The sequence below is a fragment of the Streptomyces sp. RKAG293 genome, from assembly GCF_023701745.1.
Classification (GTDB): Bacteria; Actinomycetota; Actinomycetes; order Streptomycetales; family Streptomycetaceae; genus Actinacidiphila.
In genome coordinates this window covers 7,255,542-7,270,965 of record NZ_JAJOZB010000001.1, presented here as the reverse complement: position 1 = coordinate 7,270,965, position 15,424 = coordinate 7,255,542, and the positions used below count along the sequence as shown (strand labels likewise).

The following is a 15,424-nucleotide window of genomic DNA, read 5'->3' as shown; positions in this document are numbered from 1 at the left end:
CTACGACAGCGAACCTGTGCAAGCTCATCTGATGTCGTGCCAGCCCGGACCCAGTACTGGTGACGAGGGCCAGCAATCGGTGGTGCTGGGTGAGACCAGACCGGCCGTGTCCAGCGCGGTGCAGCAGGTGTCGACGATGAGGCGGGTGACGATGTAGGGGTCGGCGTTGGCGTTGGGGCGACGGTCCTCGATGTAGCCGTTGCCGTCCCGGTGAACCTGCCACGGGATGCGGACCGAGGCCCCGCGGTCGGACACCCCGTAGCTGTACGCGTCCCACCGCGCGGTCTCATGCGAACCCGTCAGACGGCCATCGATGCCCGCACCGTAGTTCTTGACGTGGTCCAGCGGCTTGGAACCCTCCCCCAGCGACTCGCACGCCGCGACGATCGCGCCGAAGCCGTAGTTCTCACGCATCGCCCTCGTCGAGAAATTGGTGTGCGCGCCCGCACCGTTCCAATCACCCTTGACCGGCTTCGGGTCCAGAGTGACCGACACACCGAACTCCTCCGCCGTGCGATACAGCAGCCAACGCGCGATCCACAACTGGTCGGAGACCTCCAGCGGGCTGACCGGCCCGATCTGGAACTCCCACTGCCCCGGCATCACCTCGGCATTGATCCCGCAGATGTCCAGACCAGCCGCCATACAACGGTCCAGGTGCTTCTCGACGATCTCACGGCCGAAGATCTCATCCGCACCGACACCGCAGTAGTAACCACCCTGCGGCGCCGGGAACCCGCTCTCGGGGAAACCGAGCGGCCGGGCACCATCGAAGAAGGTGTACTCCTGCTCGATACCGAAGAGCGAATAATGCTTCGCGAACTCCTCGGCGACCGCACGCAGCGCAGCCCGGGTGTTGGAATCGTGCGCGGTGCCATCGGTGTTGAGCACCTCGCAGAGCACCAGCACGTTGTCACCGCCCCGGATCGGATCCGGGCACATGAACACCGGCTCCAGCACCCGGTCCGATGCAAAACCCTCCGCCTGATTGGTACTGGAACCATCAAAGCCCCAGGTCGGCGGAGTAGCACCCACCTCCACGACCTTCGTCTTCGAACGCAGCTTCGCGGTCGGAGACGTACCGTCGATCCAGATGTACTCAGCGCGGAAACTCATGACATGTCCTTCTGGCGATAGCTGGAATGGCGAGGTCCCGATCGCGATGTTGGCGTCCGCTCCAGTGGCCCCCTCGGTGCTGTCAACAGCACGAACGAAATCATCGCCATGCTCTGCTCCCCAATTCGGCCATGGCGGTACCTGCTTTCCCGTGCATTCGAAGACTGGTCCCCTGGAGCGGCAGCTCTGAATGGTCGAGCCCAGCGGCAGCGGAAGGGCGCTTACGAAGTACCCGCGTCCTTCCGATGAAAGACCTCAGCCGAGGCACGCCGTGAAGCCCGGGTCGAGGCACGCCGTGCAGCCCGGCTGAGGTCTTAGGGAGTGTGGGGGACACTCCCCGTGGATCCGACTCCATCAATTTCCGCAGGTCGTTTCAAGCTGCGTGACCTCATCCCGGCAAATCCCTGGGTGCCCTAGCCGATACTCCCCGGTCCGCGTTTCGGTAGCTCCCACACCACCTGGGTCTGGATGCGTCCGTCGATGGCGACGAAGAAGATGTGTTCGCCGGCGGTGAACCCGCCCTTGTGCCCTCGGCCTCCGGCGGGACACCGGCGGGAGCGTCCGGCCCGTGGACCGGTGGGATCGCCGACGGTGCACCCGGGCCGAACTCTGGGCGGACGGGATGCCACTGAACGGTCGGACCCCGCGATGCCAGGTGTCACGCGAAGCCGGTACTCCCGCTGCCCGGCCCGGGTGTATCGGACGCCTCCGCCGTGACGGGCAGGCCGACGCGGCGGAGGCGGGATGTCGGCCGGGCGCGACGGGAGCGTGACGAGGACCGACAACAGGCCCTCCCATGACTCGGGATGACCCGCGTCAACGGCGTGCCGGTAGGCCTCCCGCGCCTCGGCCATGCGTCCGAAGCCGGCCCGAAGCGGTCCCAGCGCCGCGAGCGCGGCCGTGTCACCGGCCGGCGCCCCGCGCAGGTAGCAGCGCTCAGCACCCGCAGTGTGGCCGCCGTCCTCGCGCACCCGGCCCAACGCCGTCCAAGCCTCGACCGCACCCAGGTCCACTGCGCGCCGCACGGCCCGTCCGGAGCCTGAACGGTCCCCGGAGCGTTCACGCATCCACGACAGAGTGCCCCGGGCCAACGGCGATCCGTACTCGGCGGCACGGTCGGCGGCCGCCTCGAGTGGCGCGGCGGCGGACCCCCCGTCTGGCGCCCCGAACCCGGCCAGGCCTGAAGCACAGCAGGCCCGGCCGGCGCGAGCCGCCACCCTAGAGTCGAAGGAAAGCCTCTTCCTCCCGGCTATCGCGGGAGAACGGGCTCCGCGGGAGGACGAGGCATTCCGCTTCTGCCCTCCCGCGCGCCGCGACCTCTAGGTCAGGTCGTGCGGGCTGGTCAGTAGCCGAACTTCCACCTCTGGAATCCGCTCCCGTTGTACTCGCTCGCGTAGGCGTTCCCCTGGCGGTTGCTGTCGAGATCAACCGAGATGAACCCGCCGCGGCCGCGCGCGTATGTAATTTCGAGGTTGATCTTGTCCCAGCCGCTGCCCTTCGCCGACCATTTCTGGTCGGAGTGGCCCGAGTCGCACGATTCCGTGTGAACGCCGGCGAGCGATCCGTTCAGAGTGAGGCAGCGCTGGGTGGCGACGTTCTTGACGATCACAACGTCAGAGGACCCGCGGAAGACCAGTTGCGGCTCCCACAGCTGGTACTGGTTGCTCTTCACGGGCAGGCTGCAGGGCATCGTGTAGACCGCGCCGCTCGCGTTGCTGTCCAGGCAGCGCCCGGTCTCGATGTTCCGCAGGATGTTGTCGCCGATGTAGCCGGTGGCGGCGTTCGCGGGGACCTGGAAGGCCCCCAGCGCGCAGAGGGCTGCGGGCAGAACGGCGAGGGCTGCTATGCGGCGAAGCGGACGACGCCCGGTTCCACCGCCGATCAGTCCCGGCGTTCCAGTGGCGGCTTGCATGTCCGCACCCTTAACCTTGTTCATCCTTGAATACCCTTCCGAAGGCGGGCCGCGTTCAACGGCCCGTTCTTTCATGTGCTTGAGGCGCGAGCTCGCCGAGCCTCATCACCGATCAGCACCGGTGCCAGCAGAGTTATGCAACAAGCGCGGGAGCGCCCTGACAACCCAATGACGGCTGACCGGAGCAAGTCCTTCGGTAAGGCACATTTAGCCCCTCGGCTGCCGCCAGATCGCCCGTGCGGTCCGGAGGCCGGAGAGGTCGAGCGCGAGCCTGACGAACACGATGAGTGCGATCGCAGGCATCATGAAAGGGTCTCCGTGCTCGGTGGTCAGCGCACTGAGGAAGTTTCATCGTGATTCGTGCAGGTCGCCGGCCCCGGCGTGACGAGTGGTTGGGGTGCTCGCGCAGCTCATCACGGTGATCGTCTCGGGGAGATCGTCCGTCATCGCGCCACCTGGTGGTGCGTCAGTACCAGCAGGGCGCGCCCCAGCGTGGTCGCGTGCCGCGGGTGCATGCGCATCTTGGTCTGGATCCGAAAGGTCTTCAGGCTCGCGAAGCCGTGCTCGACCGGTGCCCGCAGGCTGCTGATCAGCCGGTTCACGATCCCCTTTGGTGCCGACAGGCGTTTACCGCCGGTCGCCTTGTACCCGGTGATGACCGCCGGCTGCTCCCCGGCCTCATCATCCGCCAGCTCGGCCGCTCCGCCCACCCACGTGAGGTCGCGAGCCGCTGGATCGATCGGAGCGGTCGGCCATGACTGGTTTCGTTCATGCCGACAGAGGGTCAGATCTGGGACTGACCACCGTCGATCACGAGGTCGATGCCGGTGGTGAAGCTGGAGTCGTCGCCAGCCAGGAACAGTACGGCGGAAGCCACTTCCTCCGCATGCCCCAGACGATTCAGCGGGACCATGCTCCGCATCTGTGCGCGGAGGGCATCAGCGGCCTCCCCAGCTTGTGTCTCAAAGATGGGAGTGTCGATCGAGCCTGGGCTGACCGAGTTGACCCGGATACCGCGCTCCTTGAGTTCCGCCGCCCAACTGCGGGCGAATGACCGGATGGCGGCCTTGGCCGCCGAGTAGGCGGTGTACGGCGGAGCGCCGAGCAGGTGCGCGATGGAGGCCACCAGCACGACCGATCCGCCGTCGTTCAGCAGCGGAAGCGCTTTCTGCACGGTGAAGAACGTGCCCCGGGCGTTGGTGTTGAAGGTGGTGTCGAAGTGTTCGGGGGTGGCTTCGGCCAGGGTGGCCAGCTCGACGAAGGCGGCATTCGCCACGATCACGTCGACCGAGCCCCGTTCCTGACGGACGTGCTTCCAGAGCCGGTCGAGGTCATCAAGGTTGGACGCATCGCCTTGTACGGCGGTGACGTTCGCGCCGATCTCCGCCACGGCTTCGGCCAGGGCATCGGGGCGCCGGCCGGTGATGAAGACGTGCGCACCCTCTGCCGTCAGCCGCTTCGCCGTAGCCAGCCCAATACCACTGGTGCCGCCGGTGACGACCGCAGTCTTTCCATTCAGCTTGCCCATGATCAGTTCCTCGTTTCTCAGGTGATCGAATTCATGTTGCGATCGCTGAAGCGCGCGCGTTCGCCGGTCGCCGATCTCGCGTCCGGCGATCCGCGCGCACCTCCGCATGAAATGCCAGGGGAGGCGGTCAGCCCGCCTCCCCTGGAGCCGATATGGGATCAGTCGTTGGCGACGATGGTGGAGAAGACCCCGTCGTCCTCGCTACCGCGCATCGATTCAGCCGCTACCTGCGGGTTCCAGAAGTCGACGTAGCGGCTGATCTTGCCGTCAGGGGTCTCCACGACCGAGATGTACTTCTGGTTGTAGGGGCGCCCTCGGAAGCCCAGACCCAACTGGTGCACCTGAGCGAGGGGTTCGACTTCCTGGGGTTCCACATCCAGTGGCGCCGCAAGCGCGGTACGGACAAGTGGTACGTCTACACCTTCATCGCTGACCGGCCCGTCCGGTCGGTGAAGGCGAAGATCCGTACTCTCACCCACAGAACGTCGCAGCAGGACCTGGCCGTGGTGCTGATCAATCTGAACAGGGTCACCCACGGATGGGCCAACTACTTCAGGCATGCCGTCGCGAAGCGCACCTTCAGCAACCTGGACAACCTCGTCTGGTGGCGAGTCATCCGGCTGCTGCAAGAGCGGCATCACTGGAACTGGTCGGACGTCCGCAGACGGCTCACCACCCCCACCGGGCGGTGGCTGCCGATCAGCGCGGGCGAGATCGAGTTGCGGAAGATCAGCGCGATCCCGGTCACCCGGTATCGCTACCGCGGCAACACGATTCCCAACCCCTGGGCCACTGCAACCACCTGACGGCAGAGACCGTGGAGAGCCCGTTGCGTCGAGAGGCGCGCGGCGGGTTCGGCGAGAGGTCCGGGGAAACGGGCAGGGAGCAATCTCGGCACCGCGCCCCGGGCCTACTCAGCGACGAAGCCGGATTCTCCATGACGCCGCCGCACGCGAAGACCTGGTCACAGCGCGGTCGGACCCCGGTGGTGCGGGTCCGCGGCCGCTCCCGCAGGCGGATTTCCATCGCCACGCTGACCTGCTACAAACCCGGTCACCGCTCCAGGCTCATCTACCGGCCCCGCCATGACGACGGCCGTCGCGATGGGCGCAAGAGCTTCTCCTGGCGCGACTCCCGGGACCTGTTGATCGCAGCACACCAGCAGCTCGGTGGCCCGATCGTGCTCGTCTGGGACAACCTCAACGTTCACAAGGCTGCCGACCTGCAAAGTTCGCCGAGGCCCGGGACTGGCTGACCATCTACTATCTGCCGCCCTACGCACCCGACCTCAACCCCGTCGAGGGGATATGGTCCCTCCTGCGACGCGGCTGGCTCTCCAATGTCGCCTTCAGCACCCCCGAACACCTCGTCCAGCGCATCCGGCGGGGCCTACGGCACATCCAGTACCGCAGCGAACTCATAGACGGCTGCCTTGCCGAGACCGGCCTGACAATCAGACCCACCTGAGCAACCCGGCTACATGACGAGTTCAACCTCATTAACGCAGGGCGACCGCGAGGGCTTCGGCCAGGGACACGGGCGGGCGGCCGATCAGGCGGCGCAAGTCGCCCGAGTCGGTGTACATCTCGCCGCGGTTCATACCGCGGTCAGCGTCAGCGAGGACCTCTGCCAGCTCGGCGGGCAGGCCTGCGGCGGCCAGTACCTGGGCGAAGTCGGCGACCGGGAGGTCAGAGTAGGTAACCTGCTTTCCGGCCGCATCGGTGATCGCAGCAGCGAGCTCGGTCAGGGTGAAGGATTTGTCGCCGCCGAGCTCGTACACGGCGCCGGTGTGGCCTTCAGCGGTGAGGACGACCGCTGCGGCCTCGGCGTAGTCGGCGCGGGACGCGGCGCTGATCCGCCCCTCGCCTGCGGCGCCTACGACCGCGCCGTTCTGCAGGATCTGCGGCAGTTGGCTGGTGTAGTTCTCCAGGTACCAGCCGTTGCGCAGCATCACGCTGGGGATTCCGCGGGCCCGCAGATACTTTTCGGTCTCGCCGTGCGTGGCACCGATGACGGTGGTGACCGTGTCCGCGTGCGTCGTGCTCGTGTACGCCACCAGCGACACGCCTGCGGACGCCGCCGCGTCGATCACGCGGCGGTGGTTGGCGACCCGCTCGCCCACGGGGACCGAGGCCGAGATCAGCAGCAGCCTGTCTGCCCCCGCGAATGCCTCGGCCAGGCCGTCGGTGTCCGAGAAGTCGGCGCGGCGTACCGTGATGCCGCGGTCGGCCAGGTCCTTGATCCTGGCGATGTCTCGGCCGGTCGCGATGATGTCCGCGGCCGGGATCCCGCGCCGCAGCAGTGCCTCGATGGTGAGCCTGCCCAGATGGCCGGTGGCTCCAGTGACGACGATCGACATGTTGGTCATTCCTTCCTTCCACGCGTGCCTCGCACGCTTGCTGCGGTCCGTCCGCGGCGGGTGGAACACAGAATGACCTGGACACTCTCTGTCGGGAAGTAGCCACTTCTTAGTACGGTACTTACCAGACCGAAAGCATTGAGGTGAGCCGCATGGCTGCTGTCGAGAACGTGACCGGGCCCATACCGTCATTCGATCCGTACGAGCGCGGCTGCCCGTCGCGGGACCTGCTCGACCAGATCGGCAGCAAGTGGGCGGTCCTCGTGCTGGGCGAACTCGGCCGGAACGGGACCTCCCGGTTCGGCCAGCTCCGGCAGGCTCTGGCGGGCGTGAGCGAGAAGATGCTCACCCAGACGCTGCGCACCCTCGAACGCGACGGGCTGGTCAGCCGTACCGTCTACCCAGAGGTTCCGCCGCACGTGGAGTATGAGCTGACCGCGCTCGGCCAGACGCTGCGGGAACCGCTGAAGGCGCTCACGGAGTGGTCCGTGCTGCACATCGAAGAAGTCATCAGCGCCCGCGAAAAGTACGACGACCGCACGGAGCGCACCCGGTAATCGGCGGCGGCCGACGGTCTGGTCACAAACGGCTGCCTCGCCGAGACCGGCCCGACAATCAGACCCACCTGAGCAACCCGGCGACATCACGAGTTCAACCTCAGTAACAGAGCAATGAGACACGGCCGTGTGCGACCAGCGTCAGGACCTGCCGGACGGCGACGCATGAGGCCGGTTCACCCTGGCTGGCAGGCACAGGGTGAAGACGGTGCCGCTGCCGGGCGTGCTGGCCACTGACACGGTCCCGCCGTGGGCCTCGACGAGCTTGCGGACGATGGACAGTCCCAGACCACTGCCGCCCGTCTGACGGCTGCGGGACTTCTCGGCCCGCCAGAACCGGTCGAAGACGTGGGGCAGGTCGGCCGGGTCGATCCCGGTCCCGGTGTCGGCGACCTCGATCAGCAGACCGTCTTCGCCGCGCCGGACCCGCAGGGTGATCCGATCGCCAGCGCAGGTGTGGCGTGTGGCATTGGACACCAAGTTGCTCACCGCCTGGCGCAGCCGCAGTGGGTCCGCGGACAACTTCGTACTGCCCTCGGCGTGCACTTCGAGGACGATTCCGGCTGCCTCGGCGTGGGCACGGTGGCCGGCGGCCACTTGGTGCAGGAGGTCTTCTGCGTGGAGGGGCTCGGGATGCAGGCGCAGGGTGCCCGCGTCCGCGGCGGCGAGGTCCTGGAGGTCATCGATGATGTGCTGGAGCAACAGGGTCTCCTCCAGCAGGGAGGTGTTCAGGCGCTCATCGGCGGGGATGATGCCGTCCTGCGCGGCTTCGAGGGTGCTGCGGATGTTGGTCAGCGGGGTCCGCAGTTCATGGGCGATGTCGCTGACCATGACCCTGCGCTCTTCCTCGGTGTGTGCGCGGTGCTCGGAGAGGTCGTTGAATGCCGCAGTGAGGAGACCGATCTCGTCCCGGCTGATGACGGGGACGCGGATTTCGGGTCGTGTGGGTTGGCGGGCGGCGCGGGTAAGGGCCCGCAGCGGTCGGACGAGGCGGAGCCCGACCAGGACGGTGACGCCGATGGTGAGCAGCAGGACGAGGGCCGTGACGGTGACGATGCGGCTGGTGTTCGCGGGGGAAAGGTCGAAGCCGGGGATTGCGGAGTTGGCTTCCGTGCTGACGTAGAGCAACGCCGCTGGTGCGACCGAGGAGGTGAGTTGTTCGCGTCGGCTGGTCTCGACACATTTCTGAGTGGCGGCGGCCACGCTGCCTTCCCGATTCGGCGGGAGGAAGTCGAGTCCGACTGCGACGGGTGGCAGGTGCAGGCGTTCGAGACAGGCCCCGACCAGCGTGTTCAGACCGGCCAGAGCATTGCGTTCGCTTGAGGTGGGGGTGTCCAACGCTGCCAGGCCGCAGGACTCATATGCGCCCGGCATATATGCGCCATTTGGTAGCTTTTCAGACCGACTGTCCTGGATTTTCTTTGTGAGTGATTCCCCCGGTCCCGTGACTTCTATGCGGGGGCGACCGGCTGGGGAGACGGATGAGCGGTGGCCGAAGCCGAATCGGGTGAGGCACTCGGTGGCCCGCGCTGTGGCGGCAGCCAGCTGGCGGCGATCGGTTTCGGACAGCCGGTACGGGCCGACGGCCTGCGGATCGATACGGTCGGTGCCCGATGAGGGGTCGAGGGCCGGGTCCACCCACAGAGGATCGATGACCGCGAAGGCCCGCTCAGGAAGGGAGCCGGTGTCAGGGTCGGAATCCGCCAGCGGGCGGCGGTCACGGCCCTGCGGGGTGAGGGTGATGCGCCGGTGGGTGCGGTCGCCGAGATCCCGGACGGTCTCCTCCACGTTCTCCCAGCCCGGATGCGAGGCGGCGTAGGTCATCAGGGTGCGGTAGACGACCGTGTCGTCGGCGAGCACTTGGCCCTGCTGTTGGTGGATGGCCACGGTGGTGGTGCGTACGGCCAGCCAGGCGGTGGCCGTGACAGCGCAGCCGGCGATGAGCAGGGTGGCGGCGAGAAGCCGGAACATCAGGCTTCTGCGCAGCGGGAACCTGGGTCCGGCGGGATCAGCGCGCATGACCGTCTGCTTCCCGACGGCCTGACGCCGTGCCGGGGTCGTCCTCCCAGGTGCTGTCGGAGAGCTTGTAGCCGACGCCGTACACCGTCAGCAGGTGCACCGGATTCCGGGGGTCACGTTCGATCTTCTTGCGCAGATTCAGCACGTGGACGTCGATGGTGCGTTCGGTGATGTACCGGTGGGTGCCGCGGGTGACTGCGAGCAGCTGGTTTCGGGTGAAGACCCGGTCGGGCTGGGCGGCCATCGCTGCGAGGACCTCGAACTCGGCGGCCGTGCACTCGTCCACCCGTCGTCCATCGACGAGCACGGTGCGGCGCAGCGGGTCCACCGCGATGCGTCCCGCCCGCAGGACGGGCGACTCCGTCGTGTGCGACGAGTGCTCCGCACGTCTGAGCAGACTGCGTATCCGGGCCATCAGCTCGCGTGGGCTGTAGGGCTTGGTCAGGTAGTCATCGGCACCGAGGCCGAGCGCCAGCAGCAGATCGTCCTCAGCGGACCGCGCGGTCAGCATCAGCACGGGGAGGCCGGACTCGCGGCGCAGGATCCGGCACACGTCCAGACCATCGATGACAGGCATCATCAGGTCCAGGACCAGCAGGTCCGGTGGTCTGCGCCGGACTTCGTCCAGTGCCGCCTGCCCGTCGTGAACGAGACGCGGGACGTGCCCCTCGTGCTCGAGGTACTGGCCGATGATTCCGGCCTGTTTGATGTCGTCCTCGGCCACCAGGACATACGCGCACATGGAAGGACCTTAAACGCGATCGGAGCGCGCGCAATAGGACCCTGTTATCAGCCTGACAAGACCTTAATATTCGTTGACCAGTGTGGACGCCATGCCGAACCACACATTGCGACCCTCCCCGCGCCGCGGCCGGCCAGTCGCCGCCGTCGCCCTGGGGACCGTGACCCTCATCCTTCTCACCGCATGCGGCGGTACCGACGGCAAGACCGAAAAGGACGTCGGCATCGCCTCGATCGACAGCCCGGCCGCCTCGGGCGCGACCGACAAGGGCGGTTCCGGGACGCCGGCCGCCTCCGATGCCGGCCGCCCCCAGCTCCGGCTGGACTCCTCGAAGGAGGAGGTGACGCGGTTGTGGAACGCCTGGGCGGCATGCCTGGAGCAGAAGGGGTTCCACCACTTCCAGGACGTCATCAAGGACGGGCGGCGCGTTCCCGTACAGGAGGATCCCGCCTATCCCGCCGCACGCCAGAAGTGCGAGTCCAAAGCGCCGCTCGGTCCGCCGGAGCTGGACAAGGACCGCAATCCGAAGTATGCGGACGACTGGCGCGAGTGGATCGACTGTATGCACCGGCGGAAATACATGGTGATCCCACTGCCCAACGAAGGCGGCTACAACTTCCCGGACGGCCCGATCCCGCCCAACGCTCGCCAGATCGAGGACGAGTGTCAGATGGAGGCGTTCGGTGGCAAGAAGAAGTAGGCGCAGCATCGCCGATCCGGAAAGCGCCGACGCTCCGCGCGGAGGCAGTCGTCGTCGCCGGGTGGTCGTGGCGGCCACGGTCGTGTCGGTCCTGGCCGCCGGCGGCGTCACGGTGCGGCTCGTCTTCGCCGACGACGCGAAACACGCGGCGGCAAGCGACACGGCCGCGGTGCGGACCGCGTCCGTGGCCCGGATGGATCTCTCCACCGCGGTGACCCTGAGCGGCACCCTGGGCTACGGAACGCCGTGGACGCTCAAGGGCACCGCAGGGGGAAGAGTGACCCTGCTGCCGGCGAGCGGCACCACGATCAAGCGAGGACAGCAGCTCTACCGCGTGAACGACCACCCCTCCACGATCTTCTACGGCGTGACTCCGCTGTTCCGGCGACTGGACACCGTTGGCACCGTCGGCCGCGACGTTCGGGTGGTCGCCGACAACCTGCGGGCACTCGGCTACGACATCGGTGCCCAACCCTCCGTCGGGACCTTGGTGAAGCCGACGACTCCCGGACCCACCACCGCCCCCCGGCCCACCACTGCGGCGAGCGCCGCAGCGCCGGCCACGGGCGGTCCCAAGGACACGAAGGGCGCAGAAGAGCAGGGGGCGGCGGTACCTAGCGCCACACCGCAGGGCCCGACCCGGGTCCGTGAGGGCGACGCTGTGCTCACGACCACTCTGGTCGCGGCCGTCAAACGCTGGCAGCAGACCGCGGGCATGACCGCGAACGGTGTGCTGGATGTCGGGGACGCAGTCGTGACGCCAGGGCCGGTCCGTGTCGGCGACATCAAAGCGCAGCCCGGTGACGACGCCGCAGGTGACCTGATGTCGGTCACCGGCACCGAGAAGTGCGTGACCATCCCCGTCACCGCGCAGGACTCCGTCTCCTTCCACAAGGGGAACGAGGTGAGAGTGACCCTGCCCGACGGCACCGCCGCGTCCGGCAAGATCAGCGCAGTCAGCACCATCATCCGCGCTGGTGACAGCGCGGAGGGTGACAACGCTGCACCGAAGCGCACGGTGACGGTCCAGCTGGACGACGCGGGCAAGCTCGACCGTATCGACGCCGCGCCCGTGCAGGTGCAGTTCGCCGGCCAGACCAAAAAGGGCGTGCTCACCGTTCCCGTAGGCGCCCTGATCGCGCTGAGCGAGGGCGGCTATGCCGTCCAGCCGCCCGACGGCCGGTTGATCAAGGTCACCACCGGGCTGTTCGCCATGGGCTTGGTGGAGGTCAGCGGCGGCGGGCTCACCGCGGGCCTGAAAGTGGTGACCACCTCATGACCCCCGAACCCGGTACGCCAGTGCTCGCGGTCGACCACGCGAGCATGACCTACAGCGGCGGCGTCACGGCACTGGACGACGTCTCGATCACCATCCACCGGGGCGAACTCCTGGCCATCGTCGGCCCCTCCGGCTCCGGAAAGTCCACCCTCCTCAACATCATGGGCACCCTGGACCGGCCGACCAGCGGAACGGTGCAGTGCGGCGGCCAGGACGTGGCGTCGCTCTCCGACCGCCGCCTGTCGGCTCTGCGCGGGCGCTGGCTGGGTTTCGTCTTCCAACAGTTCCACCTCACCGAGGGGCTCACCGCCGCGGAGAACGTGGCGACCGGCCTGCTGTACGCAGGAGTACCCCGCGCCCGGCGCCGTCAGCTGGCCCTGGAGGCACTGCAACGCGTCGGCCTGGCCCTCCGCAGTGGCCACCTGCCACACCAGCTCTCCGGCGGCGAGCGCCAACGGGTGGCCATCGCGCGGGCCTTGGTCCACCGCCCCGCCCTGGTACTCGCCGACGAGCCCACCGGGGCGCTCGACACCGCCAACGGCCGGGCCGTGCTCGACCTGCTCACCGAGCTCAACGACGAAGGGACCACCATCGCCGTCATCACCCATGACCGTGACATCGCAAGGAGGCTGCCCCGACGCATCGAGATCCTCGACGGAAGGCTGGTCTCCGACACCCGCGGGGAAGACCTGATATGACCGCCAACACCTCGCCGCAGGCGACCGCGCAGGCGTCACGGGGCTACGAGCCGGACACCAGACCCGTTCGCCTGGCCCCGCTCGACGTCCTGGCACTGGGATTGCTGGGCATCCACACCCGCAGGATCCGGGCAGCCCTGTCCGCCCTGGGCATCTCCCTCGGCATCGCCACCATGATCGTGGTGACCGCCGTCCCGGCGTCCAGCCAGAAGGCCCTGCTGGCGCAATTGACCGCGCTGGGTACGAACATGCTCCAAGCGGAGCCCGTGCCCAATCAGAAGCCGCCAGTCCTGCTGCCCGAGGAGTCCGTCGGCATGGTCCGGCGCATCGCTCCGGTCACCGAGGTCAGCGCTGTCGCCAACACCCAGGCCGTGGTGCACCGTTCCGACCACGTCGACGCCGCCGACTACGCCGGCCTGAGTGTCCTGGCCGCCAAGAACGACCTGCTGCCCGTCATCAACGCAAAGGTCCGCACCGGCACGTTCCTCAGCCCGGCGAACGACAAGTTCCCCACCGCGGTCCTCGGGTCGGTCGCCGCCACCCGGCTCGGCATCCCGGACTTGCCGCCGGGCGCACCGGGGCCGCAGATCTTCATCAACGACCGCTGGTTCACCGTCATCGGAATCCTCTCCTCCACACCGTTGTCTCCCGACATCGACCGCTCGGTCCTGGTCCCCTGGGAAGCCGCCCGCGCCGAGCTGCACTTCGACGGGCACCCCACCGTCATCTACGTCAAGGCCAGGGAGCCGGCCATCGAGGGAGTCCGATCGGTGCTCGCCGCCACCATCAATCCACAGATGCCCGGCATGGTCCAGATCAGCCGCCCATCGGACGCCCTGGCCGCCAAGCGTGCCACCCAGGCCAACTTCTCGGCACTCTTCCTCGGCCTGGCCGCGGTCGCCCTCCTCGTCGGCGGCATCGGTGTGGCCAACACCATGGTCATCTCCGTCCTGGAGCGACGTCGTGAGATCGGGCTGCGCCGGGCCCTGGGAGCCAACCGCGGACAGATCCGCGCACAGTTCCTCACCGAATCCGTCGCCCTTTCCGGACTCGGCGGCCTCAGCGGCACGCTGATCGGCGTACTGGCAACCCTCGGCTACACCACCTACCAGGGCTGGCCCCCGGTCATCCCGTGGGTTTCGGTCGTCGGAGGGGTGGCGGGCGCCATCCTGGTGGGCATGGCGGCGGGGGTGTACCCCTCGATCAGGGCCTCCCGTCTCACCCCCACGGAGGCGCTGGCCACGGTGTGACACGCCGGGGCGGGAGCGGCAGCCGCCCTGGCTGGTGGGTGGATGCGGGTGCATCGAGCCCGGGATGCGAGATGTGGCTCGCCAGGGTCCAGGATCCGCACGCACTCCACGTGCTGGGTCACCTCCACCGAGCCGAGGTCCTGGCGGTGGCCCTCCGCCACGCCCGCGAGGGCCTCGGTCAGAGTTGGCATGCATCGGCGCAGGGAGGACGCCTCAGGGCCGAAGTCGTCATCGACGGCGTCAACGCCTGAGTACCGAGTGATGTCGCCGGCCACGCAGATCAGCCTCAGTGAGCTCCACAGCAACGGGGCCCGGGCGCGGTCCGCGAGCCGGTCACGGACCAGGTGCCGGAACGTGGCCCCGTGGCCGATCAGCCAGGCCATGCAGAGCAGCCCCTGATTGATGAAGACGCCGGCAACGACCCTCGCTTGTACCCGATTTTCCAACCCTTCTGGAGGCAGCGAGCCCCCGATCTGGGCGTTGACGTCGCACGGGATGGGATGCTGGCACGCGGGGAGATGGTGAGGGGTTGTTGATGAGCACGCAGGACGTTGTGACGATCGCTGTCGCAGTGTTGGTCCCAGTGGTGACCGCGGCTGCCGGCGTAGCAAGCATGCTGATACAGGACCGCAGGGTGCGCAGGTCGCGCGAAGGCCGTCGCCGAATCGTCTTCGACGACGCGACCCGGCAGGTCGCCTTCGCAGCCGAGTGGTGGAAAGCGAAGCAACTGACCGCTGCCACCCCGGAAGCGCTCCAGGAACCGACCGCGGTGGTCAACGGCTGGCTGGACGAGGCGTCCGCGCGGGTGACCGCAGCCGAACTGCCAAGTATGGGCGAGGATCCGCATGTGTCGTTCAGCCGACTCCTGCTGCTCTACCGGTTCCGGCGCCGTTCGGCCACGGCTATCCGGACCGGCTTCTACGCGGTGCTGGGTCTGATGTCCTTCACCGTGCTGTCCATCCTTTTCGACCGGTCGACGCGCGAAGACACGGCCACCTGGGCGTCCATCCTGGTCCTTTGCGGAGTGGTCGCGCTGCTCCTGCGCTTCTGGGCCGTCTCCGCGGACAATGAAGAGCACTGACCTCATCCCTACCTTTCAAGAACTGACGTAGATCGTTAGTCGGCTGCGGGACAAGCGGAGGCGCGCCCAAGCCCGCAACCCCTCACCGGCGGAAGGGCTGCGCCGCACCAGGGCACCCAGAGCCCCGAAACGCCGACCGGGGGGTACCGATGGGGATACCCAAGGGTTTGCCGATATCGGGTT

At 67.7% G+C, this 15,424-nt stretch carries 15 protein-coding genes and 2 pseudogenes; 9 read left to right on the top strand and 8 right to left on the bottom strand.

Translation table 11 applies throughout. The features are described from left to right. Positions 1–93: 93 nt before the first annotated feature. Positions 94–1,116 (bottom strand): annotated as a pseudogene (glnII, locus tag LNW72_RS32225) (glutamine synthetase); the annotation flags it as partial. An 806-nt stretch (positions 1,117–1,922) separates the two neighbouring features. Between glnII and LNW72_RS32220 the strand changes: the two are divergent. Then, positions 1,923–2,159, top strand: coding sequence for a hypothetical protein (locus LNW72_RS32220; RefSeq protein ID WP_250978588.1), 237 nt, complete (start codon positions 1,923–1,925; stop codon positions 2,157–2,159). A gap of 299 nt (positions 2,160–2,458) precedes the next feature. Here LNW72_RS32220 and LNW72_RS32215 read toward each other — a convergent pair whose 3' ends face one another. The 4 genes from LNW72_RS32215 to LNW72_RS32200 all read right to left on the bottom strand — a co-directional run bounded on the left by LNW72_RS32215 (position 2,459) and on the right by LNW72_RS32200 (position 4,888). Beyond that, positions 2,459–3,028: an RICIN domain-containing protein gene (locus LNW72_RS32215; protein WP_250978587.1), complete on the bottom strand. Its 570-nt coding sequence runs from the start codon at positions 3,026–3,028 to the stop codon at positions 2,459–2,461. A gap of 443 nt (positions 3,029–3,471) precedes the next feature. Beyond that, the gene (locus LNW72_RS32210; RefSeq protein WP_250978586.1) at positions 3,472–3,738 is read right to left on the bottom strand and encodes a transposase family protein; all 267 of its coding nucleotides are present in this window, start codon (positions 3,736–3,738) and stop codon (positions 3,472–3,474) included. Between the two features lie 74 nt (positions 3,739–3,812). Then, the gene (locus LNW72_RS32205; RefSeq protein ID WP_250978585.1) at positions 3,813–4,556 is read right to left on the bottom strand and encodes a glucose 1-dehydrogenase; all 744 of its coding nucleotides are present in this window, start codon (positions 4,554–4,556) and stop codon (positions 3,813–3,815) included. Positions 4,557–4,714: 158 nt separating this feature from the next. Further along, entirely contained in the window at positions 4,715–4,888 is a 174-nt protein-coding gene (locus LNW72_RS32200) for a hypothetical protein (protein WP_250978584.1), read from the bottom strand. Between the two features lie 3 nt (positions 4,889–4,891). On the opposite strand from LNW72_RS32200, the gene LNW72_RS32195 reads away from it, so the two are divergent. Further along, positions 4,892–5,362 carry a group II intron maturase-specific domain-containing protein gene (locus LNW72_RS32195; RefSeq protein WP_250978583.1) on the top strand — a complete coding sequence of 157 codons (471 nt, stop codon included), beginning with the start codon at positions 4,892–4,894 and terminating at the stop codon, positions 5,360–5,362. A 131-nt stretch (positions 5,363–5,493) separates the two neighbouring features. Next, positions 5,494–6,023: pseudogene (locus LNW72_RS32190) on the top strand (transposase). A gap of 31 nt (positions 6,024–6,054) precedes the next feature. Here LNW72_RS32190 and LNW72_RS32185 read toward each other — a convergent pair. Continuing rightward, complete coding sequence (locus LNW72_RS32185; protein ID WP_250978582.1) at positions 6,055–6,924, bottom strand: SDR family oxidoreductase; 870 nt, start codon at positions 6,922–6,924, stop codon at positions 6,055–6,057. Positions 6,925–7,067: 143 nt separating this feature from the next. On the opposite strand from LNW72_RS32185, the gene LNW72_RS32180 reads away from it, so the two are divergent. Then, complete coding sequence (locus tag LNW72_RS32180; protein ID WP_250978581.1) at positions 7,068–7,472, top strand: helix-turn-helix domain-containing protein; 405 nt, start codon at positions 7,068–7,070, stop codon at positions 7,470–7,472. Positions 7,473–7,613: 141 nt separating this feature from the next. Here LNW72_RS32180 and LNW72_RS32175 read toward each other — a convergent pair whose 3' ends face one another. Beyond that, on the bottom strand, positions 7,614–9,491 hold the full coding sequence (locus tag LNW72_RS32175) for a HAMP domain-containing sensor histidine kinase (RefSeq protein ID WP_250978580.1): 1,878 nt from the start codon (positions 9,489–9,491) through the stop codon (positions 7,614–7,616). Further along, positions 9,481–10,233: a response regulator transcription factor gene (locus LNW72_RS32170; RefSeq protein ID WP_250978579.1), complete on the bottom strand. Its 753-nt coding sequence runs from the start codon at positions 10,231–10,233 to the stop codon at positions 9,481–9,483. The genes LNW72_RS32175 and LNW72_RS32170 overlap by 11 nt, the downstream gene beginning before the upstream one ends. Before the next feature lie 160 nt (positions 10,234–10,393). On the opposite strand from LNW72_RS32170, the gene LNW72_RS32165 reads away from it, so the two are divergent. From LNW72_RS32165 to LNW72_RS32140, 5 genes are all read left to right on the top strand, one after another. Next, entirely contained in the window at positions 10,394–10,933 is a 540-nt protein-coding gene (locus LNW72_RS32165) for a hypothetical protein (protein ID WP_250978578.1), read from the top strand. Then, entirely contained in the window at positions 10,917–12,212 is a 1,296-nt protein-coding gene (locus LNW72_RS32160; protein ID WP_250978577.1) for a hypothetical protein, read from the top strand. The genes LNW72_RS32165 and LNW72_RS32160 overlap by 17 nt, the downstream gene beginning before the upstream one ends. Continuing rightward, a complete protein-coding gene (locus LNW72_RS32155) occupies positions 12,209–12,910 on the top strand; it encodes an ABC transporter ATP-binding protein (RefSeq protein ID WP_250978576.1) in 702 nt (233 codons plus the stop codon). The genes LNW72_RS32160 and LNW72_RS32155 overlap by 4 nt, the downstream gene beginning before the upstream one ends. Then, a complete protein-coding gene (locus LNW72_RS32150; RefSeq protein ID WP_250978575.1) occupies positions 12,907–14,160 on the top strand; it encodes an ABC transporter permease in 1,254 nt (417 codons plus the stop codon). The genes LNW72_RS32155 and LNW72_RS32150 overlap by 4 nt, the downstream gene beginning before the upstream one ends. A 535-nt stretch (positions 14,161–14,695) precedes the next feature. Then, positions 14,696–15,241 carry a hypothetical protein gene (locus LNW72_RS32140; protein WP_250978574.1) on the top strand — a complete coding sequence of 182 codons (546 nt, stop codon included), beginning with the start codon at positions 14,696–14,698 and terminating at the stop codon, positions 15,239–15,241. Positions 15,242–15,424: the final 183 nt, after the last annotated feature.

Bases quoted from the DNA above. Each gene is read 5' to 3' on its own strand.
- LNW72_RS32220 (WP_250978588.1), top strand. From the start codon at position 1,923: ATGACCCGCGTCAACGGCGTGCCGGTAGGCCTCCCGCGCCTCGGCCAT.
- LNW72_RS32215 (WP_250978587.1), bottom strand. From the start codon at position 3,028: ATGCAAGCCGCCACTGGAACGCCGGGACTGATCGGCGGTGGAACCGGG.
- LNW72_RS32205 (WP_250978585.1), bottom strand. From the start codon at position 4,556: ATGGGCAAGCTGAATGGAAAGACTGCGGTCGTCACCGGCGGCACCAGT.
- LNW72_RS32185 (WP_250978582.1), bottom strand. From the start codon at position 6,924: ATGACCAACATGTCGATCGTCGTCACTGGAGCCACCGGCCATCTGGGC.
- LNW72_RS32180 (WP_250978581.1), top strand. From the start codon at position 7,068: ATGGCTGCTGTCGAGAACGTGACCGGGCCCATACCGTCATTCGATCCG.
- LNW72_RS32175 (WP_250978580.1), bottom strand. From the start codon at position 9,491: ATGCGCGCTGATCCCGCCGGACCCAGGTTCCCGCTGCGCAGAAGCCTG.
- LNW72_RS32170 (WP_250978579.1), bottom strand. From the start codon at position 10,233: ATGTGCGCGTATGTCCTGGTGGCCGAGGACGACATCAAACAGGCCGGA.
- LNW72_RS32155 (WP_250978576.1), top strand. From the start codon at position 12,209: ATGACCCCCGAACCCGGTACGCCAGTGCTCGCGGTCGACCACGCGAGC.
- LNW72_RS32150 (WP_250978575.1), top strand. From the start codon at position 12,907: ATGACCGCCAACACCTCGCCGCAGGCGACCGCGCAGGCGTCACGGGGC.
- LNW72_RS32140 (WP_250978574.1), top strand. From the start codon at position 14,696: ATGAGCACGCAGGACGTTGTGACGATCGCTGTCGCAGTGTTGGTCCCA.